20 protein-coding genes are annotated in these 19465 nt (G+C 49.2%); 15 read left to right on the forward strand and 5 right to left on the reverse strand.

The features are described 5' to 3' along the window. The first annotated feature begins 155 nt into the window (after nucleotides 1-155). The 11 genes from ccmA to torA all read left to right on the forward strand — a co-directional run bounded on the left by ccmA (nucleotide 156) and on the right by torA (nucleotide 10660). Entirely contained in the window at nucleotides 156-779 is a 624-nt protein-coding gene (gene ccmA, locus ABLV66_RS05965) for a cytochrome c biogenesis heme-transporting ATPase CcmA (protein WP_316423518.1), read from the forward strand. Next, on the forward strand, nucleotides 776-1435 hold the full coding sequence (ccmB, locus tag ABLV66_RS05970; RefSeq protein ID WP_045378271.1) for a heme exporter protein CcmB: 660 nt from the start codon (nucleotides 776-778) through the stop codon (nucleotides 1433-1435). Before ccmA ends, ccmB begins: the two co-directional genes overlap by 4 nt. Before the next feature lie 33 nt (nucleotides 1436-1468). Further along, the gene (locus tag ABLV66_RS05975; protein WP_045378274.1) at nucleotides 1469-2215 is read left to right on the forward strand and encodes a heme ABC transporter permease; all 747 of its coding nucleotides are present in this window, start codon (nucleotides 1469-1471) and stop codon (nucleotides 2213-2215) included. Continuing rightward, on the forward strand, nucleotides 2212-2436 hold the full coding sequence (gene ccmD, locus ABLV66_RS05980; protein ID WP_045395139.1) for a heme exporter protein CcmD: 225 nt from the start codon (nucleotides 2212-2214) through the stop codon (nucleotides 2434-2436). Before ABLV66_RS05975 ends, ccmD begins: the two co-directional genes overlap by 4 nt. Further along, nucleotides 2433-2909, forward strand: a complete 477-nt coding sequence (gene ccmE / locus ABLV66_RS05985; protein WP_015703212.1) for a cytochrome c maturation protein CcmE — start codon at nucleotides 2433-2435, stop codon at nucleotides 2907-2909. Before ccmD ends, ccmE begins: the two co-directional genes overlap by 4 nt. Beyond that, nucleotides 2906-4858, forward strand: a complete 1953-nt coding sequence (locus ABLV66_RS05990) for a heme lyase CcmF/NrfE family subunit (RefSeq protein ID WP_020078141.1) — start codon at nucleotides 2906-2908, stop codon at nucleotides 4856-4858. Before ccmE ends, ABLV66_RS05990 begins: the two co-directional genes overlap by 4 nt. Then, nucleotides 4858-5415 carry a DsbE family thiol:disulfide interchange protein gene (locus tag ABLV66_RS05995; protein WP_348876831.1) on the forward strand — a complete coding sequence of 186 codons (558 nt, stop codon included), beginning with the start codon at nucleotides 4858-4860 and terminating at the stop codon, nucleotides 5413-5415. Before ABLV66_RS05990 ends, ABLV66_RS05995 begins: the two co-directional genes overlap by 1 nt. After that, complete coding sequence (locus tag ABLV66_RS06000; protein WP_348876832.1) at nucleotides 5412-5879, forward strand: cytochrome c-type biogenesis protein; 468 nt, start codon at nucleotides 5412-5414, stop codon at nucleotides 5877-5879. The genes ABLV66_RS05995 and ABLV66_RS06000 overlap by 4 nt, the downstream gene beginning before the upstream one ends. Next, nucleotides 5876-6742: a c-type cytochrome biogenesis protein CcmI gene (gene ccmI, locus ABLV66_RS06005; RefSeq protein ID WP_045395133.1), complete on the forward strand. Its 867-nt coding sequence runs from the start codon at nucleotides 5876-5878 to the stop codon at nucleotides 6740-6742. Before ABLV66_RS06000 ends, ccmI begins: the two co-directional genes overlap by 4 nt. Before the next feature lie 225 nt (nucleotides 6743-6967). Further along, complete coding sequence (locus tag ABLV66_RS06010; RefSeq protein ID WP_006798114.1) at nucleotides 6968-8131, forward strand: NapC/NirT family cytochrome c; 1164 nt, start codon at nucleotides 6968-6970, stop codon at nucleotides 8129-8131. Between the two features lie 9 nt (nucleotides 8132-8140). Beyond that, complete coding sequence (torA, locus tag ABLV66_RS06015) at nucleotides 8141-10660, forward strand: trimethylamine-N-oxide reductase TorA (RefSeq protein ID WP_348876833.1); 2520 nt, start codon at nucleotides 8141-8143, stop codon at nucleotides 10658-10660. Nucleotides 10661-10841: 181 nt separating this feature from the next. Here the strand turns inward: torA and ABLV66_RS06020 are convergent, their stop codons facing one another. From ABLV66_RS06020 to ABLV66_RS06030, 3 genes are all read right to left on the reverse strand, one after another. Further along, nucleotides 10842-11228 (reverse strand): DUF7079 family protein, encoded by a 387-nt coding sequence (locus tag ABLV66_RS06020; RefSeq protein WP_348876834.1) that lies wholly within the window; start codon nucleotides 11226-11228, stop codon nucleotides 10842-10844. Nucleotides 11229-11440: 212 nt separating this feature from the next. Beyond that, nucleotides 11441-11764 (reverse strand): contact-dependent growth inhibition system immunity protein, encoded by a 324-nt coding sequence (locus ABLV66_RS06025; protein WP_047044412.1) that lies wholly within the window; start codon nucleotides 11762-11764, stop codon nucleotides 11441-11443. Beyond that, nucleotides 11733-12437, reverse strand: coding sequence for an RNase A-like domain-containing protein (locus ABLV66_RS06030; RefSeq protein WP_348876835.1), 705 nt, complete (start codon nucleotides 12435-12437; stop codon nucleotides 11733-11735). Before ABLV66_RS06030 ends, ABLV66_RS06025 begins: the two co-directional genes overlap by 32 nt. Nucleotides 12438-12555: 118 nt before the next feature. Here ABLV66_RS06030 and ABLV66_RS06035 point away from each other — a divergent pair, with 118 nt between their 5' ends. From ABLV66_RS06035 to ABLV66_RS06045, 3 genes are all read left to right on the forward strand, one after another. Then, nucleotides 12556-12864: a hypothetical protein gene (locus tag ABLV66_RS06035; protein WP_348876836.1), complete on the forward strand. Its 309-nt coding sequence runs from the start codon at nucleotides 12556-12558 to the stop codon at nucleotides 12862-12864. A gap of 488 nt (nucleotides 12865-13352) precedes the next feature. Continuing rightward, nucleotides 13353-13937 carry an inovirus Gp2 family protein gene (locus ABLV66_RS06040; RefSeq protein ID WP_348876837.1) on the forward strand — a complete coding sequence of 195 codons (585 nt, stop codon included), beginning with the start codon at nucleotides 13353-13355 and terminating at the stop codon, nucleotides 13935-13937. A gap of 204 nt (nucleotides 13938-14141) precedes the next feature. Continuing rightward, nucleotides 14142-16685 (forward strand): AAA family ATPase, encoded by a 2544-nt coding sequence (locus tag ABLV66_RS06045; protein WP_348876838.1) that lies wholly within the window; start codon nucleotides 14142-14144, stop codon nucleotides 16683-16685. A gap of 97 nt (nucleotides 16686-16782) precedes the next feature. Here the strand turns inward: ABLV66_RS06045 and ABLV66_RS06050 are convergent, their stop codons facing one another. After that, nucleotides 16783-17001 carry an AlpA family phage regulatory protein gene (locus tag ABLV66_RS06050; protein WP_071549037.1) on the reverse strand — a complete coding sequence of 73 codons (219 nt, stop codon included), beginning with the start codon at nucleotides 16999-17001 and terminating at the stop codon, nucleotides 16783-16785. Between the two features lie 116 nt (nucleotides 17002-17117). Between ABLV66_RS06050 and ABLV66_RS06055 the strand changes: the two genes are divergently transcribed. Continuing rightward, nucleotides 17118-17882, forward strand: a complete 765-nt coding sequence (locus ABLV66_RS06055; RefSeq protein ID WP_059312508.1) for a hypothetical protein — start codon at nucleotides 17118-17120, stop codon at nucleotides 17880-17882. A gap of 13 nt (nucleotides 17883-17895) precedes the next feature. On the opposite strand, the gene ABLV66_RS06060 is transcribed toward ABLV66_RS06055, so the two are convergent. After that, nucleotides 17896-18969, reverse strand: a complete 1074-nt coding sequence (locus tag ABLV66_RS06060; protein WP_348876839.1) for a hypothetical protein — start codon at nucleotides 18967-18969, stop codon at nucleotides 17896-17898. Nucleotides 18970-19465: the final 496 nt, after the last annotated feature.

Below are 19465 nucleotides of genomic sequence, written 5' to 3' on the forward strand. Positions count from 1 at the left end.
CAACCGCTACTGGCATGTTCGATTATGTGTTTTTAGCATTTTTACCCGCTTAGCTCCGGTATAAAATTTTTAATACATTCAGCAAAACAGATTGTTTTCTTTCGTTATAATAAGGCACTTGAATGCGCTGACGCCCGGACTGGACCTGCTTTCTGATGCTGGACATACAAAATATCGCCTGCCTGCGGGATGAACGAACCCTTTTTACCCACTTATCGTTTTCGGTACAGCCAGGCGAGATTATTCAAATTTCAGGCCCCAACGGCGCGGGAAAAACCTCGTTATTACATCTCTTAACCGGGTTATCGACGCCAGAAGAAGGGGAAATTCTCTGGCAGGGCAAACCGCTGCGGCGTACTCGCGATAGCTGGCACGCGCAGCTCTTATGGCTCGGTCATCAGGTTGGTGTGAAAGGGGCGCTCACGGCGGACGAAAATCTGCGCTTTTACCATCCCGAGGCGACCATTGAGGCGCGCTGGCAGGCGCTGGCGCAGGTTGAGCTGGTGGGCTTTGAAGATGTTCCCGTAGCGCAACTCTCCGCAGGGCAACAGCGGCGCGTCGCGCTGGCGAGACTATGGCTCAGCCGGGCGACGTTCTGGATTTTAGATGAACCCTTCACCGCGCTCGATGCGGCTGGCGTACAAACGCTGACCACCCGGCTGGAGCAGCACGTCGGCCAGGGCGGTGCGGTCATCCTGACCACCCATCAACCCCTGCGCCCGCTCTGCGTTCCCTTACGCACGATTATGCTGAATGACGATGAGGCGGCTGCGGCATGATCAAGCAGATCTTCTGGCGCGACCTGCGCCTTGCCTTTCGCAATTACGCCGAAATTATCAACCCGCTGTGGTTTTTCCTGATTATTATCACCCTGTTCCCCCTCAGTATCGGCCCTGAACCGCAGCTGCTCCGGCAGATTGCGCCGGGCATTGTGTGGGTGGCGGCGCTGCTCTCTTCGCTGCTGGCAATGGACCGGCTGTTTCGCGATGACTGGCTGGATGGCTCGCTGCAGCAAATGATGCTGATGCCGGTACCGCTGTCGCTGGTGGTGCTGGCAAAGATTGCGGCGCATTGGGTGGTCTCCGGGCTGCCGCTGCTGATAATCTCTCCGCTGATCGCCATGTTATTCGGACTTTCGACGGCGGAGTGGCAGGTGCTGGCCCTGACGCTATTGATGGGCACGCCAACGCTGAGCTTTATTGGTGCCATCGGCGTGGGGCTGACCGTCGGCCTTCGGCGCGGCGGCGTATTGCTGAGCCTGCTGGTGCTGCCGCTGATGATTCCGTTACTGATTTTCGCCACCGCCGCCGTGGGCGCGGCGCAGATGCAGTTACCGGTTGACGGCTATATGGCCATCCTTGGCGCCTTTCTGGCAGGAAGCGCCACTTTAAGTCCGTTTGCTACCGCGGCGGCACTCAGAATTAGCGTGCAATAATTCCCGTTCCCTCGGGGCAATGAGGCAAAAAAAATGTGGAAAGTGTTACATCAACTCGCCATTCCAGAGCGCCTGTATAGCGTATGCGGACGATGCATTCCGCTGATGGCTATCCTCAGCGCGCTGTTTCTGGTGGTGGGCTGCGTCTGGGGATTTGTCTACGCCCCGGCAGATTATCAACAGGGTGAAAGCTATCGCATCATGTATCTGCACGTCCCGGCGGCGATGTGGTCGATGGGGATTTACGGCTCAATGGCCGTGACCGCTTTTGTCGGCCTGGTCTGGCAGATGAAAATGGCGGATAAAGCGGTGATGGCGATGGCGCTGCCAGGCGCGGTTTATACCTTTATTGCGCTGGTGACCGGTTCCGCGTGGGGAAAACCGATGTGGGGAACCTGGTGGGTGTGGGATGCGCGTCTGACATCCGAACTGGTCCTGCTGTTTTTATACGTCGGGGTGATTGGCCTGTATCACGCTTTTGACGATCGCCGGCTGGCCGGGCGCGCCGCCGGGATACTGGTGCTGGTCGGGGTGGTCAACCTGCCGATTATTCATTATTCCGTGGAGTGGTGGAACACCCTGCATCAGGGCTCGACCAATATGCAGAAAACCATCGACCCGTCGATGCGCATGCCGTTGCGTTTAACCATTTTCGGTTTCTTATTCCTCTTTATTACTCTGACATTAATGCGTATGCGTAATTTAATTCTGTTGCAGGAGCGCCGCCGCCCGTGGGTCGTGGCGCTGGCTGGCGCAAGTAAGCGTGAGGAGAACTCATGACCAGCGCTTTTCACTCCTGGAGCGATTTCTGGCAGATGGGCGGCTACGCCTTTTATGTCTGGCTGGCGGTTGCAGTGACGGTCATCGCGCTGCTGATTTTGTTCATCCACACCCGCTGGCAGCGCCGGGCGCTACTGGCGGATATACGCCGGCAGATGGCGCGCGAGCGCCGGGTATCGGCGGCGCGTAAGCAAAGGTCAATGAAGGGAGATGCGTTGTGAATCCTCGGCGTAAAGTACGTCTCTGGCTCGCCTGCGGAGTGATTGGGGGGCTGGCGCTGACCGTTGGTCTGGTGATGTATGCATTAAGCTCCAATATCGATCTCTTCTATACACCGGGCGAAGTGATATACGGCAAACGGGAAAATGGCCAGAAGCCAGAGCCGGGGCAGCGTCTACGTATCGGCGGCATGGTGATGCCCGGCAGCGTGAAGCGTGACGATAAAACCCTCGATGTGACCTTCAAACTCTATGATGCCCGCGGCGTCGTCGAGGTGAGCTATACCGGGATCCTGCCGGCGTTGTTCCGCGAAGGGCAGGGGGTCGTAGCCCAGGGGACGCTGCAGGACGGGACGCATATCCGCGCGAAAGAAGTGCTGGCGAAACACGATGAAAATTACACCCCTCCGGAAGTGAAAGAAGCGATGGAAGAGAATCATCATCCGGCTGAGAAGCCGCAGGGAGCCGCGCAATGATCCCTGAAATCGGCCTCTTCCTACTGTGCCTGGCGTTGGGCATTTCCTGCCTGCTGGCGCTATTTCCCAGCTGGGGCGCGATGCGGCAGGATGCGCGGATGATGGCGCTGGCGAAGCCGCTGTCGGTAGCGATGTTTGCCGCCATCCTCGGGGCGTTTCTCATTCTGGTGTACGCCTTTGTGGTGAATGACTTCACCGTTCTGTATGTCGTCAGTAACTCGAATACGCTGCTGCCGGTGTGGTATCGCGTCGCGGCGACCTGGGGGGCGCACGAGGGATCGTTGTTGCTGTGGGTATTGCTGATGAGCGGCTGGACCTGCGCGGTCGCGGCCCTGAGCCGTAATATTCCGCTGGAAGCCTCTTCGCGCGTGCTGGCGGTGATGGGGATGATCTCCTTCTGCTTCCTGGCGTTTATCCTGCTGACCTCAAATCCGTTCGTGCGCACGCTACCTGATTTCCCCATCGAAGGGCGCGATCTGAACCCGATGTTGCAGGATATCGGGCTGATCTTCCACCCGCCTATGCTGTACATGGGCTACGTGGGCTTCTCCGTGGCTTTCGCTTTCGCCATTGCGTCGCTGATGACCGGGCGCCTTGATAGCGCGTGGGCGCGCTGGTCGCGGCCGTGGACGCTGGCGGCGTGGAGCTTTCTGACGGTCGGTATCGTGCTGGGGTCGGCGTGGGCCTATTATGAGCTCGGCTGGGGCGGCTGGTGGTTCTGGGATCCGGTAGAAAACGCCTCCCTGATGCCGTGGCTGGCGGGAACCGCGCTGATTCACTCGCTTTCAGTAACCGAAAAGCGCGGCAGCTTTAAATCCTGGACCGTGCTGCTGGCGATTCTGGCGTTCTCGCTGTGCCTGCTGGGCACCTTCCTGGTGCGTTCCGGGGTACTGATTTCCGTACACTCCTTCGCTTCCGATCCTACGCGCGGCATGTTTATTCTGGCGCTGTTGGTGATCACTATCGGCGGTTCGCTGCTGTTATTCGCCATCAAAGGCGGCAAGGTACGTTCCCGGGTGCGTCACGAACTGTGGTCGCGCGAGTCGCTGTTGCTGGGCAACAATGTGCTGCTGATTGCCGCCATGCTGGTGGTACTGCTGGGGACGCTGCTGCCGCTGATACACAAGCTACTGGGGCTAGGCAGCATTTCTATCGGCGAGCCGTTCTTTAATTCCCTCTTTATTGCGCTGATGATCCCGTTCTCGTTGCTGCTTGGGATCGGGCCGCTGGTGCGCTGGCGTCGCGATGAATTCCACAAGCTGCGTAAGCGGCTGCTGATTGCCGCGGTGGTTGCCGTCGTACTGGCCATCGCACTGCCGTGGCTGATGCAGGATCGTATTAAAGCCATGACCGTAGTTGGCCTGCTGATGTCGCTGTGGGCATTCGTGCTTACCGTGATGGAAGTGGTGGAGCGCGCCACCGACCGCCACCCCTTCTGGCGCGGGCTGACCCGCCTCGGACGCAGCCACTGGGGAATGGTCGCCGGCCATGTGGGGCTGGTGGTCACCGTCATTGGCATCGCCTTCAGTCAGAATTACAGCATCGAACGCGACGTGCGAATGAAGCCGGGCGATAGCGTCGATATCCACCAGTATCACTTTGTGTTCCGTGACGTGCGGGATATCACCGGGCCGAACTACTTTGGCGGTGAAGGGGTGATCGAAGTTTCGCAGAATGGCCATCACGTGAGTACGCTGCGGGCGGAGAAACGCATTTACAGCAGCAGCCGGATGGAGATGACCGAAGCCGCCATCGACGGCGGGCTGGCGCGCGACCTGTACGCTGCGCTGGGTGAAGAGCTGGCCGACGGTAGCTGGGCGGTGCGCTTGTACTATAAACCTTTTGTTCGCTGGATCTGGTTCGGCGGGATGTTAATGGCGTTTGGCGGCGTGCTGTGCATCCTGGACCCACGTTACCGCTTACGTAAATCACTGCCGGAGAACGCGTGATGAACCGCAAAGTCTTATATTTACCGCTGGCTATCTTCCTGATTCTGGCGGCGGCGCTGATGTGGCAACTGATGCGCAATAGCGACGGCGACGATCCTACCGTGCTTGAATCTGCGCTGGTGGGTAAACCTCTGCCGGATTTCCGCCTGGCGTCACTGGAAAAACCGGATGTCATGCTGGATCCCTCTAACATTATCAATGTTAAACCGGTGCTGATTAACGTCTGGGCCACCTGGTGCCCCACCTGTCGGGCGGAGCATCAGTATTTGCGCTCTCTGGCGGCGCAGGGCATTCGCATCGTTGGCATCAACTATAAAGACGATCGCCAGAAAGCGGTGAACTGGCTGCACGAATTGGGCAACCCGTATGCGCTGGGAGTGTTTGACGGCGACGGTATGCTGGGGCTGGATCTTGGGGTGTATGGCGCGCCGGAAACTTTCCTCATCGACGGCAAAGGCATTATCCGCTATCGCCATGCCGGCGATGTGAACGAGCGGGTCTGGCAGCAGGAGATTCTGCCGCTGTGGAATAAATACAGCCAGCAGGGGGGCGCGTGAAATATCCGCTCATCACTTTACTGACGGCGCTGCTCTCGTTTCAGGCGCTGGCGGCGATTGATACCTATCCATTTAAAGATGAGGCCCAGGAGCAGCAGTTCCGCCAGTTGACCGAACAGCTGCGCTGCCCGAAATGCCAGAACAACAGTATTGCCGATTCGAACTCGATGATTGCCGCCGACATGCGCAAAAAGGTCTGGCAATTGATGGAGCAGGGACAAAGCAATCAGCAAATCACCGATTATATGGTGGCGCGCTACGGCAACTTCGTGACCTACGAACCGCCGGTGACTCCCGCGACGATTATCCTCTGGCTGCTGCCGGCTTGTTTTGTACTGGGCGGCGCGCTGGTGATTTTTCGTTTAAGCCGTCGCTCGCGGGCTGAACGCGTCAGCGAACTGAGCGCGCAGGAACAGGAACGCCTAAAGGCGCTGCTTGATGACAATAAAAGGACCCTGAAATGATTGTCGCTTTGCTCATCATGTTGGTTTTACTGCTGGGAACCGCGGCGCTGCTGTTTATTCCGTGGAGCGGCAGGCAGCGCGTTGACCGCAATACCATGAACCATATGATTTATCGGGCGCGCCTGCAGGAGCTTGATGAGGATCTTTCAGCGGTGAACGCGGCGCAGCAACAGCAGCTGGTTGACGATTTACGCTTGAATTTATTGGAAGATTTGCCTGAATCTGCCGAAACGAATCACAAAAATAGTAGTTATTGGGTGTATATTCTTGGGGTTATTATACTAACCTCTTTATGCGTAGGGGTTTTTATCCGAACGAGTTACATGACCCGCGTGGTTGAGTGGCAGCAAGTTGTCCAGCAAACGCCGCAGCTGATGCAGCGGGTGATGGATCCGCAGGGCAAACCGTTGTCGGAAGAAGAGCTGTTTCGACTGGCGCTGGGGTTACGTACCCGCCTGCAGCAATACCCGGCCGACCAGCTGAGCTGGACGATGCTCGGCAGGCTGCAACTGGTGCTCAATAATCCAGGCGCCGCGTTACAGGCGTTTGATAAGGCACGACAGCTGGCGCCAGGCAACGCCGATGCGCAGCTGGGATATACCGAAGCGTTACTTCACTCTACGGATCCCAACGATAGCCGTGAAGCCCAGCAACTGCTCGATACGTTGCTGAAGAATAATCATAACGATGTGCGGGTGCTTAGCCTCGCGGCGTTTAACGCCTTTGAACATCAGCAGTATGACAAAGCGATCGCGGCGTGGCAGCTGATGCTGCAACTGTTACCGGCGGATGATACTCAACGTGAAATTATCATTCGTAGTATTGACCGGGCGAAAAAAGAACAAGCCGCTACACTGAAATAATTAAAATAACGTGAGTATTGCTCGAAGGCATATTGGATTTGCAATGGGTTATCGCTCTGAAATCACAGGATAATCATCCCCGGCTGATTATCCTGGCTCCGAAAATCTCCAAAAACACAGTTGGATTAGAAGGTGAGTGTAATCGTTATAAATTTATTTATATAACGATTGCCATCTGGCAGGGACTTTTGCGTCTTTCATTTAGGAAAAGGGTTAAATAATAAGATGAGTAAACTTTCACTGGAACGCTCTGGTAGGCGAAAAATTATATTTATCGCCTTGCTGGTTGGGATCATTATTGGCGTGGTGTTGCTGGCCGGCACTGCGACTATTATGCATAAAACCAGCGATACCGAATTTTGTGTGTCGTGTCATACCATGCAGCAGCCTCTGGCGGAATATCAGGGCAGCGTGCATTTCCAGAACGATAAAGGTATTCGCGCCGAGTGCGCCGATTGCCACGTTCCTCATCAGCCGATCGATTATATGCTGACCAAAATTGGCGCCCTGAAAGATGTCTGGGGTGAAATGACCGGCAAAATTGACACCCCGGAAAAATACGAGGCGCATAAACTGGCGATGGCCCAGAGCGTCTGGGATGGGTTGAAGAAGAGCGATTCGGCGACCTGCCGTTCCTGCCACGACTATAAAGCGATGGATATTCTGGCACAGACTCCTGAAGCCCGTAAGCAGCATCCGGTCGCGATCAAAGAGGGCGAAACCTGCATCGACTGCCATAAAGGCGTGGCGCATATTCTGCCGAACATGAGCGGCCTGGCGGCGGCAGGGGCGAGCGAGCTCGCTAACGCGGCGGCGAAAACCCCGGCGACCGCGACCACCCTTTACACCATTCAGACCCAGCCGTTCTGGCTGAGCGAGAAAGCGGGCGACCATAACGACGGTAACCTGATGGCCTCCACTGAAGTGAAAGTGGTGAAACGTGAAGGCGACATGGTGCTGGCGGATGTTCATGGCTGGCAACAGGATGGCGTTACCGAAGCCTTCTACGCCGCGCGCGGTAAACGCATCATGAGCGCGCTGCTGGGCGAAGAAGCTCGCAAAGCGTTAAAAGTGTCTGGCTCCGTTACCGATGAAGAGACTAAACAGGTCTGGCATGAAGTCGATCTGCAGGTCTGGCTGCCTGCGAAAAATCTGATTGGCGATCAGCAAAAAATCTGGAGTTACGCTTCTGAATTAATGGCTAACAACTGTACCGGCTGTCATGGCCTGACCGAGTTGAATCGCTTTAACGCCAACCAGTGGATTGGGGTGGTTAAAGGTATGTCCGGCCGTACTTCACTGACTCAGGAACAGGTTCGTCTCCTGACCCAGTACGTACAAAAACATGCGAGCGACATGCCAGCAGCGGCCAATCAGGACAAACAATAAGGAGCCATGATGAAAAAGAATAACGATTATGACATGGCGGATCAGAGCCAGGAATCCGGTATGAATCTGACGCGTCGCCGTTTTCTGGCTGGCGCCAGCGCCCTGATGGCGGCGCCGCTGCTGGCGGGGCTGTGGCCGCGTTCGGCGCTGGCGGAGGCCATCAGCCAGGCGATGCCGCAGTTTATTGCATTGCGCCAGGCGGAAAGTGGGATTCTCACCGGCGCTCACTGGGGCGCGTTTGAAGCCATCGTCCGCGACGGCAAAATGGTTGACGTTCGCCCGATCAAAGACGATCCGTATCCCAACGAACTGATTACCATGGCGCCGTATCAGGTTCACGCCGAAAACCGGATTAAATATCCGATGGTGCGTAAAAGCTGGTTAGAAGGCGGAGCGAAAAACAGTAAGCCAGAGCTGCGCGGCCGCGATGAGTGGGTCCGCGTCAGCTGGGATAAAGCCCTGCATCTGGTGGCGGGAGAAATCAGCCGTCTGCAAAAAGAGCATGGCCCATCATCTATTTATGCCGGTTCTTACGGCTGGAAAAGCGTCGGGATGTTCCACAACCCGAGAACGCTGCTGCAGCGCATGATGAACCTGGCGGGCGGCTTTGTCGGCTATTCCGGTGACTACTCCACCGGCGCGGCGCAGGTGATTATGCCGCACGTGGTCGGCTCTGTTGAAGTTTACGAACAGCAGACCGCGTGGCCAAACGTGATTGATAACAGCGAGCTGGTGGTGATGATCGGTTGTAACCCAATGATCACGCTGAAAAACAGCTGGAACCTGCCGGATCACGTCGGCCAGACGGGTTTTGAAGCGCTGAAGAAAAAGGGCACCCGGATGATCTGTATCGACCCGGTGCGCAGCGACAGCGCGCGTGAGTTAGGCGCCGAGTGGATCGCCCCGCGCAGCTATACCGACTGCGCGCTGATGGCGGGGGTAGCCCATACGCTGCTGGCAGAAAATCTACATAACCCAGATTTCCTGAAAACCTACACCGTAGGGTTCGATAAATTTGAAGCCTACCTGAACGGTAAAGAAGATGGCGTCGTCAAAGATGCCAACTGGGCTGCGGATATCAGCGGCGTTGATGCTGAGACCATCAAGCAGCTGGCGCGAGATATGGCGAAGCATCGCACCATGATCATGGGCGGATGGGGCATTCAGCGTCAGCATCATGGCGAACAGGCCCACTGGATGATGGTGACGCTGGCGGCGATGCTGGGGCAGATTGGCCTGCCCGGCGGCGGTTTCGGCTTTAGTTATCACTACTCTTCCGGCGGTAGCCCAACCGCGCGCGGCGGCATTCTGGCGGGGATCTCCGCTGGTAGCCCAACGTCGCCGGCGGCGAAAGATATTACGCCGTTCCCGGTGGCGCGCATCGCCGATGCGCTGGCGAATCCAGGCAAGACCATCGACTATAACGGCACGAAAGTCACCTATCCGGATATTAAAATGGTGTACGTGGCGGGCGGTAATACCTTCCACCAGCATCAGGATACCAACAACCTGGTGAAAGCCTGGCAGCATCCGGAAACCGTGGTGGTGAACGAACCGTACTGGACGGCGACGGCGAAACACGCCGACATCGTACTGCCGGTGACCACCACCTACGAGCGCAACGACATGGACATGGGCGGCGACTATTCGCAGCTTTATGTCTTCCCGCTGCGCCAGTGCGTACCGCCGCAGAACGAAGCGAAAAACGACTTTGATGTCTTTGCGGGGATTGCCGAGATCCTTGGGGTGCATGAGGCCTTTACCGAAGGCAAAGATGAGATGCTGTGGTTGAAGGGCATGTATGACGAGATGAAAGCCCAGGCGCGCAACGCCCGCGTGGCGCTGCCGCCGTTTGATATGTTCTGGGCTTCCAACAATTACATTCGCTTCCCGATCCCGCAAGAGAACACCCAATGGGTGCGTTTCGCCGATTTCCGCGAGAACCCGCTGCTCAACCCGCTGGGAACGCCGTCAGGGAAAATCGAGATCTACTCTGACGCCATCGCCAAAATGGGCTACGAGGACTGTAAAGCGATTCCAACCTGGATGCCGCCGCACGAGTGGTATCGCGGGCCGGAAGCCGAGAAATATCCGCTGTCGCTCAATACCGGTCACCCGATTAACCGTCTGCACTCTCAGCTCGATAATACGCCGCTGCGCAAGAAATATGCGGTGGCCGATCGTGAAGCTATCTGGATCCATCCGAAAGATGCGAGCGCACGCGGCATCAGCGAAGGCGATCTGGTTCGCGCCTTTAACGATCGCGGGCAGATCCTGGTCGGAGCGGTGATTACCGATAACGTTCGCGAAGGCGTGGTGCGCATCAGTGAAGGGGCATGGTTTGATCCGGCCGATCCGTCGCAGCCGGGATCGCTGTGTAAAAACGGTAACGTCAACTGTCTGACCTTTGACGTCGGCTCCTCCAGCCTGGCGCAGGGGAACTGTGGCCAGATGTCGCAGCTGCAGATCGAGAAGTACACCGGACCGGCGTTGAAAAACACCGCGCACGATGTGCCGGTAGGCGCGTAACCCGCAGCTGACGTTTGAAAGACAAAACGGACACTTCCGTAAGGGAGTGTCCGTTTTATCAGGTGAAAGTGAATATATTCACGGCATCTCTAATTCCACAACGTCTTATTTCCTGTACTGCTTGAACCTGGCTTTTGGGTGTATACCTAAACGTATGCCAATCGCTTCGCTTAAAACCCTTTTAGAAGCATTTATCCAGCTCATCGAAAAGCTTGGTGAGTTCATCCTGAATATGTTTACGTCGCTGTTTCAGCAGTAAGCGGGTTGGAATAATGCGCTCGATAATTGTCGGCTTCTTATATACATACTCTGTAACGAGCTGTTTAATATCTTCCTCTGACCAACCGTCCATCACCGGCGTTGGGTTGTAGAGAAGATTTGACCGGAGGGCAGGGGCAACCTCCTCATCCAGAATCACAAAGATCTCTTCCCGACTTAAACCAGACTCCTTTAACTTCTGCGCCATCCATCGGTAGTCGTAGTCCTGGAGTTCGCGCCCGGTAAACAGCTCCGATAATGCGTGCCAGACAGGAACTCGGGTCATCAGTTGAGCTTCTGTTAGTTGCATATTAGTTTCTCCCCTGTGGCCGGCAATACCCAATGGCCCGATGCTACAGTGTATGTCAGATATCTGGATAAACGATAGTCAGAAATAGCACCGGACTTACAAGGCAAAAATATCTGGCCTGAATATAAATAACTCGATACTCTGAAATAATATTAACAGTAAGCGATCTTCTTAATGCAGATTAGAACTTACTGAATAAGATCTTTTTGATGCTAATGTTTTAATAAAAAAAGGATTTTTTCCAGGAAGCTACGCCATGTTTCACCCCACGGTTCGGGATGGAACCTGTCATTCGCAATTTTCTTCATAATGGAGCTAAGCGCTTCTTCATCTTCGATTTCTAATAAAGAGGAAATTTCTAATTTAGCATCTTCAATTGATGAAATACTATAGTCACGATATCTGTCGATAATCTCATTAATCGAATTGCCAAAATCATCGTGCTCGTTACTAAAATAAATAGTGAGCATATCCTGTATGGCAGGGTACTTACGACCCGGTTTTTTATCCCATATATGGGTAAGACGTGAGAACATAGTACGGTTTCCCCTGATAAACTTGTTTCAGTAACACTACACGGACAGTATAACTGGTTTCTTTGACATTTAGTCCTTGCCGGAACCCGTATCCAATTGCACTACCGGTTTTATAGGTCAATTCAAGTGGACGAGAACCTGCGCCTGAATTTGCCCAATATACTACTTTGAGTTTATTGGCTTTTAATGCGTTACTGATAGCCTTTTCCGCATGTTGTACAGAATAAAATGATGATACAGACCTCATCTGAGGGCTTCGCGCCAGACGTTCCAGTAACTCTTTTTCTGAAATCGATACGTGTTTGGATAGCGTGTGACCGCCAATTTTTACTGGGCGTACGGCTTCATGATCTATGATTCTAAAATTTCCTGCGCGGACATAAGCAACACGAGCAGCGCCTAAAGCGAGGCCAAATGCAGCCGGGACAGCAATATCTACGGTCAGGCCAATGCTCATTGCTGTCTTTTCGTCGGCGCCTAACTGACGTGCAGTTTCAACAGCTAACTGGTAAGCCGCTGTACGGGTATCGCGGCCTGTGATGATTTGGTCAATTGATGCATGAAGGCTATCGAGTCCATGGGCGCCAACGACGACACAGGCCGCTTTGGTCAACATAGTTGGGTCAGGAGCCGCGCATAAAATCGTAGCTCCGGCTAATTCAACAGTACTCATTGCTACATCGAGCCCACCTAGCAATCTGTTTTGTAGTGTCTCCGCTTCTGTCACTGAAGGTGAATGCGCGATAAAAAAAGAATATGTCGAAAATGCCTGGTTGCTGTGTGAATGGTACATGCAACAGGCAATAAAGGTCTTTGGGGCTCAGGAGAGTTACTATGAAGTGCTGCTATTATCATGGATTCGTCGTGAGTACTATAAAACAGAGATGGATCATGTCAGATTTAATACAATACGAAATGCCGGGCCTAATGTATTACGTAAAGGCAAGTTACTGGAAAGAGTCATTGAGAGACTTGAAAAGGAAGGCGCGATAAACATCGTTCGCTCAAGACGCAAGGCACGAATGGTTTATGCAGGCCGTTATTTTCGCAACAATCCGGTTACAAAAAATGCAGCGTATAAGCACTACTGGCCGCGATAGTTGCGACTGATCGCAACTAATCGCGAGGTTTGCCTGTGGAAATACCCAAAATTGTTGAAAAATAATATCAGAGTAAAATGATTATCTAACTTACCATTTTCCGTAAGATTTACTCAGGTGGAGGGGCTTATTGTTATATTTCCACTGATGGATTTATTGTCGGTATAGTAATATATGTTTATTAGTAATATACACTACGAATATTTAGTGGTGTCTGTGGGTAATATATACCTGTTACTGGTGGGTGTTTATTAGTAATACATCTACTCTTTATCCAGATTAATTGTTGTTAATATACTAATACACTATACCCCATGCAGTCAGCTAGTTATATTAAGTATTTGACATCATACGGTTAATGACTATCACCCGATAATGTTCATATGCATATCTGCATGTAACATTACCATGATTGTTAATCGTATGGTTACTTACTCTTACTGTTCTCAATTTTACATATTGAGTGAACTATTTATTCAGGTGTTTATATGCCAAGTAATTCCTTGAGTGCTGATTACCAGCAGGCATTTTACGATGTTCTTCGTAATGCAACAAATGAGTTTCCTCGTACCGTAGCGTTACGTGTTGATTTACGTTTTCCTCGTCGTTATCAGTATGGTGATTCGAACCGAGAGGTTACTCGTTTTATTGAATCTCTGAAGGCTAAGTTGCTGGTGGATTGTCAGCGTAAGAACAAACGCTGGAAACGTAACTGGGCTAACCGGTTACGGTACGTATGGGTACGTGAAGTCGGTGAGCGTAACCGTCGTAAGCATTACCATGTTCTGCTATTGCTGAATAAAGACTTCTACCATGGTGCCGGGAGATATGATGCAGATGACAGTCTGGCTGCTTTAATCCAACAAGCATGGTGCAGTGCGTTAGGACTTAATCCGGTACAATATTTGGCTTTAGCGAATATGACTCTAAATGGATGTTATTATTTAAACAGGAATTCACCTAACTATATGCAACACGTTATCGAATTACTGGACCGTATGGAGTACTTGGCTAAAGAACATACCAAATGTTATGACGATGGGTATCGTTCCATTGGGATGAGCCGCGGGTAGAACGTTGAGGTACTGTTGATCATGTCAGCTACTCTACTGCATGCCTTATACATTTGCAGTTAAGTGGTTTGTGACTCCTGTAGCGACTACAATTATTGAGCTCTATCACACCTAACCGATTGTTTTTTATGCTAGTGTTTGCTATTCGATTTAGAGCGACTTAGAAGAAGTTAAGTAATACTCTGTTTTATAAGGACTTACTATATGGATGATTTGCAGCAAGATGTAATAACGTGGTTACATGGACAGCAGGACTGGCTGCAAGAAGCTGCTGAAATTCTTCTAAGGAAGGGGGCTGCTGCTGAAGAAGATCTTATAAGATTAACTGAACAGATTAAAACTTCGGACGGGCAAGCAATAACATCACATAGGCAATTTGTGGAGCTAATTTCAACAGCATCCATTCCTATTGAGTTGAGACTTACCAGGATCGAGAATATTCAAGGTATTGAGAATCTAGCTCCCAGAAAGCCATTGATTTTTGGAACTGGTAACTTGACTGTGATTTATGGCAATAATGGTTCTGGTAAATCTAGTTACACAAAGATTTTAAAAAATATAACGGGTAAGTCAAGGGCTGAATCTATTAGGCATAATGTATTTCAGCCTATTCCAAAGCATCAAAAATGTGATGTGTCGTATATGGTTTCATCACAAGAGAGTACCCAAGAATGGTTTGTAAACGATGGGGCCATCAATAATCTTAAAGGGATTGATATCTTTGATAGCGATGAGGCTACGTATTACCTCAGTAAGGAAAGTCCTGCAACATATACTCCTCCACTCATAGGTATGTTTGAAGAGTTAGCTAAGATTTGTGATGTGGTAAAAAGCAGGCTTCAACAAGAGCAAGGAAAGCTTACTACCGCTCTTCCTATGCTTCCTGCTAATTATTCTAATACAGACCTTGCTGTATTTTACAATTCATTAAAACCCAATATCACGACAGAATCTGTTTGTAGCAAATTATCGTGGTTAGAAGATGATGAAAAAAATATTACGTTACTAACTAATCGATTAAAAGAGACAGATCCAGAGGCAAAAGCAAAGCAGTTAAGAGCTACAAAACTGCAGGTTGAGTTGTTCATTAAGAAATTACAGCAAGCTACTTTAAAATATAAAAAAGATAATCTGAATAATATTGATACACTACGCGAACAGGCAGAAAAAGCAAGAAGAATGGCAAGCGAAGCGGCATCAGTAAGTGCCGGCATCTTTGAAGGGATCGGTTCAGAAACATGGCGAGCAATGTGGGAAGCTGCCAGAGCGTACTCTCAAGCCTCAGCCTATCCTACACAAGATTTTCCTGTAATAGAGAATGCTCATTGTGTTTTATGTCACCAAGAGCTTTCTATTGAAGCACAATTGCGCCTTCGTGAATTTGAGACATTTATTCAAGGAAAGTTAGAAGCAGAAGCAAAGCAGTCTGAAGTTTTGTACTCTAATATGTTAAGTAGTTTGCCTCTTATACCAACATCTGAACAAATAGAAACTCAATGCGAAGCCGCAGGTCTTGGTGAGGATTGGAAACAATTCGCTAAAAGTTTCTGGGAGTCAGCAGGAAAAATCAGGCTCGGCTTACTGGATAAACAACCATCACATCAATTAGAGGAATTAGTAGATTTCTCTCAAAATGAAGGCATACTTCAAAAATACTGTATTCAGATTGAGGCAGAGGCGCTTCAATTTGAGAAAGATTCACAACAATTCAATAGAGCTCAAGCGGAAAAAGAAAAACTTAACCTTGAAGCTAAATACTTTATATCTCAGCAAATAGAACAAGTTCAACAAGAGATACTTAGATTAAATAGTTTAAAACAGTATGATAAGTGGATTACATCCGCAAGCTCACGTTCAATATCAACAAAAGCAAGTGTAATCGCTGATGCAATAATTACTGACGCATATGTAAAAAGATTTAACCAAGAATTGACTTCTCTTGGGGCTACTCGTTTGAGAGTGGAGCTTGTCAAAACAAAGGCACAAAAAGGTAAATCTCTTCATAGGTTACAATTAAAATCAGCTGAACATAATGTAAGTGTTGAATCGATCCTTAGTGAGGGTGAGCGTCGAATTATTTCTCTTGCAGCATTTCTTGCTGATGTAATTGATAAACCGTATATAGCTCCATTTATCTTTGATGACCCGATATCATCGTTAGATCAAACATGGGAAGAAAAAACTATTGAGAGGCTAGTTGCATTGAGCCAAACTCGCCAAGTTATAATTTTCACTCATCGTTTAAGTATGTTAGGTATGCTGTCAGAGAAAGCTGATGAAATTCATACTATCCATATACGTCAGGAACCATGGGGAGCAGGTGAATCGGGAGAGGTACCTTTATATGGTAAAAAGCCTGAATCAGCTCTTAAGAATTTGCAAGGAGAAAGAGTTTCTCAAGCTCGCAAAATCTATGACGAGTTGGGCCAGGAAGCATACTATCCACTTGCAAAAGCAATATGCAGTGATTTAAGAATATTAACGGAGCGGATAGTAGAGTGCGTATTTTTAGCTGACGTGATACAAAGACACCGACGTGCCGTAAACACTCAAGGAAAAATTCATCAGCTAGCTAAAATCAGCGTTGCTGACTGTGATTTAATAGAGGAGATAATGACTAAATACTCATGCTATGAACATAGCCAATCACCCGAAGCTCCTGTTGAATTACCAACTCCAGATGAATTGAATGCAGATATAACAAAAATTCTTGTCTGGCATAATGAGTTCAGCAAAAGGGCTGCTTAAATAACGCATGGTTTTAAAAGTATAGCTAGGAATTTTCTCGATATCCGCCATGACATACCGGAGGCGCTCCCTCCGGTAATGTCAAGGCAACATGCGGTTAGATAGATGTCGGTGGTATTTCACGTTGAAGCAGCCATTGATCCAGTTCTGTCTCCAACCAACCCACAGATTGTTGCCCTAAGCGCCGCTGCTGCGGAAAAGTTGCATCGTAGCGTGGTGATTTCGGATTGAGCCAGTCGTAAATGGTGGAGCGGGCGATGCCGAGTTTGACCGTAACTGCTCGCATGCGTAGGATTTTTACAGTAGATGATTGCATAGTGTTGTTTCCTCTAATTTAGTTTGCTTTGGATGAGAGGAAGGTTATTCATTAACGCGGGTATAAGGTATACGGCTGCGTTACCTCATTTTTTACACGAGTTAGGTTATTGATTTATGGATGATTTTAATCTCTGTTTTTTTGTCGATGCGATAAAGGAATCATTCAACTTAAAGAAAAGTAGACTGGTGCTCGCTCTACGTGCGGTTGGATGGAAAAGCTGTATAACCTGTTTAAATGATGGCGATACTCATATTAACAAAATAGTCAATGATATTATGCTGGACACAGCGAAGCGTCGTGAATTGGAAAATCAGTCGTACCATATATTGTATGAAGAGGTTGACACTATCCAGGAATCAATAGATGAGTGGATCTTTCTGGCTGCAATATACTGGTGCCTAGGGATACATCTCGTGGCTTCAGATTGGCGTGATGGTCTCACGTTGTTGCTCAAATCGACAGAACTTCTCGACATGTGCCATGGAATTGTTCACCATGAAATATGGCAAAACACTGAGGCGAAAAAAAAAGAACAGGCCACTAATGGGGGTAAAGCAAAAGCATCGCTTTACGCTCCTCTAAAAGCTGAAATTATCCGTTTGTTGTATTGCAACAAGCCTGCGGATGGCTGGAGAAACAGGAGAGAGGCTATAGAGTTGATTGATGAGGATGTAAGCATATTTATTCAAGAGCATGGCTATCCCGGTTCCCCTGAAGAAAAACAGGAAGACTTAGCTGTATTATTTGCAAGAATTCCCCGGTTGATTGAAGATTGGTCTAGAAATGACGCCGTAGTTAAGGCTGCCTTTAACGCAACGCTAAAGAAAAAAAGCGCCAATAAAGGCGCAGAACAGAAACCTTGGACATCAGACATCTAAGTACATAATTAGATCATCTAGAAATTTTGAGTAATTCACCCAATTTCTTTTTTCTATCATGGCTACTCCCAAGCCCCATTGGGGCAAAAATAATACCAGCACCACTTACGATTGATTTTTTATTCAAACTATCTATTATTTTTTTAAGATAACTTTTGTTTATGTAAGTACTATAACCTGATTCTATTTTTGCCAACATTCTACTGGCATTCAATCTGTCATCTGGACTTTCTGAATCAATTACTCGCATATTCATTTTTAGTAATAAACTGCTTATTAAATTAGAAGAGTGTTCAGGTATTTCTCTTACTAATATATTTTTTTCTTTATGATAAGTATCATTAGACTGAAACTCATCTAGGAATGCATTTAAAACGAATTCTTTCTCGTTAAGATCAAACTCGCAAATACTTCCTTCATGCTTCTGCGATACGGTAATTTGATGTAAATATCCCTTGTCCTCATATCTGGCCTGAGATACTAAAGGGTGCTCGCTAAAATTAATTGTCACTGTTAAAACATTAATTGAGGAAATAAACCAATCATCCAAAAGAATACATCCACTATTATTTGTTATGTTACTCACATCTACTTTTCGACCAGAGTTTATAAACTCGCTCTCGCTTTGCAATATCCAGAAAAGAAGATTGTTTTGATGTATGCGTGATGCAATAAATAAAGGGTGTCGGAATTTATGACAAAACTCACTGTACTTATTTAAGAAAGAGCCTGATATTTTTTTAGTTTCTAGAGCATTGCTCGTCTTTACCTCAATAAAACATTTTAATTCCTTCCCTTTTGGCATGTTAAAACTAGCCAGATAATCTGGCACCTTAATGCCAGTGTTATTTACTGGTGATTGACCTAAAGAGGTTAGACTTGTACATACTTCCATGAAAAAGCACAGCAAAGCGAATTCATCCTCTAAAAACAAACCGTTAATTCGCCTTTTTATTTCATTTTTATTTTCATCATTCCCTACAGAGGTAAGGAAAGCATCAAATTCTTCTTCTGAACTCATTCCAATTCGAATGTTTTTGAAAAGCTTTAATTTTTCAATTTCTGAAAGGTAATTTAAACCTTGCATATTATTTCCTCGTCCATTAATGTTTTAATATTACGAATTGCAATTTATTCTATACCATCAGAATAGTTGTGCCGATCATAGCAGTTATATTTAATCAAGAAAAATACGTGAGTGATATACTAGGGGGCGGACCGATATGCCATGAGCTGGAATCGTCCCCATAGACTTAGTACCTGTGTCATCGGAACAAGCACATAGGAGCAGTCTTCGTGGGCTGGCGGAGGTTCCATCGTCTATGGAGGCAACGTTCATACCAGATGTTCGATAGTAGGTTGAGCGGTCCCGTGGCTGAGTTTACAGGTTCAACATTCTCCCGGAAACTTGGAGCGGTTCAAAGCAACCTCGGAGGCGTCAGTCCGGAGGCTTAAGAACCGGTTTCGTCGTGAGGACAGAATATGTCTACTGAGGTAGGGTTAGTCCAGTTAAGGACAGTCAGATCCAGTAAGTATTTGATTCAAAGATTAAGTTTTAACCTATCTATGGGGAAAATCTGAGC

Source organism: Klebsiella sp. CN_Kp073, assembly GCF_040065495.2.
In the GTDB taxonomy this organism is placed as follows: Bacteria; Pseudomonadota; Gammaproteobacteria; order Enterobacterales; family Enterobacteriaceae; genus Klebsiella; species Klebsiella aerogenes.

Excerpts from the sequence above, each read along its gene's own strand:
- ccmA (WP_316423518.1), top strand. The coding sequence starts at position 156 with ATGCTGGACATACAAAATATCGCCTGCCTGCGGGATGAACGAACCCTT.
- ccmB (WP_045378271.1), top strand. The coding sequence starts at position 776 with ATGATCAAGCAGATCTTCTGGCGCGACCTGCGCCTTGCCTTTCGCAAT.
- ABLV66_RS05975 (WP_045378274.1), top strand. The coding sequence starts at position 1,469 with ATGTGGAAAGTGTTACATCAACTCGCCATTCCAGAGCGCCTGTATAGC.
- ccmD (WP_045395139.1), top strand. The coding sequence starts at position 2,212 with ATGACCAGCGCTTTTCACTCCTGGAGCGATTTCTGGCAGATGGGCGGC.
- ABLV66_RS05990 (WP_020078141.1), top strand. The coding sequence starts at position 2,906 with ATGATCCCTGAAATCGGCCTCTTCCTACTGTGCCTGGCGTTGGGCATT.
- ABLV66_RS05995 (WP_348876831.1), top strand. The coding sequence starts at position 4,858 with ATGAACCGCAAAGTCTTATATTTACCGCTGGCTATCTTCCTGATTCTG.
- ccmI (WP_045395133.1), top strand. The coding sequence starts at position 5,876 with ATGATTGTCGCTTTGCTCATCATGTTGGTTTTACTGCTGGGAACCGCG.
- ABLV66_RS06010 (WP_006798114.1), top strand. The coding sequence starts at position 6,968 with ATGAGTAAACTTTCACTGGAACGCTCTGGTAGGCGAAAAATTATATTT.
- torA (WP_348876833.1), top strand. The coding sequence starts at position 8,141 with ATGAAAAAGAATAACGATTATGACATGGCGGATCAGAGCCAGGAATCC.
- ABLV66_RS06020 (WP_348876834.1), bottom strand. The coding sequence starts at position 11,228 with ATGCAACTAACAGAAGCTCAACTGATGACCCGAGTTCCTGTCTGGCAC.
- ABLV66_RS06025 (WP_047044412.1), bottom strand. The coding sequence starts at position 11,764 with ATGTTCTCACGTCTTACCCATATATGGGATAAAAAACCGGGTCGTAAG.
- ABLV66_RS06030 (WP_348876835.1), bottom strand. The coding sequence starts at position 12,437 with ATGAGTACTGTTGAATTAGCCGGAGCTACGATTTTATGCGCGGCTCCT.
- ABLV66_RS06035 (WP_348876836.1), top strand. The coding sequence starts at position 12,556 with ATGCAACAGGCAATAAAGGTCTTTGGGGCTCAGGAGAGTTACTATGAA.
- ABLV66_RS06040 (WP_348876837.1), top strand. The coding sequence starts at position 13,353 with ATGCCAAGTAATTCCTTGAGTGCTGATTACCAGCAGGCATTTTACGAT.
- ABLV66_RS06045 (WP_348876838.1), top strand. The coding sequence starts at position 14,142 with ATGGATGATTTGCAGCAAGATGTAATAACGTGGTTACATGGACAGCAG.
- ABLV66_RS06050 (WP_071549037.1), bottom strand. The coding sequence starts at position 17,001 with ATGCAATCATCTACTGTAAAAATCCTACGCATGCGAGCAGTTACGGTC.
- ABLV66_RS06055 (WP_059312508.1), top strand. The coding sequence starts at position 17,118 with ATGGATGATTTTAATCTCTGTTTTTTTGTCGATGCGATAAAGGAATCA.
- ABLV66_RS06060 (WP_348876839.1), bottom strand. The coding sequence starts at position 18,969 with ATGCAAGGTTTAAATTACCTTTCAGAAATTGAAAAATTAAAGCTTTTC.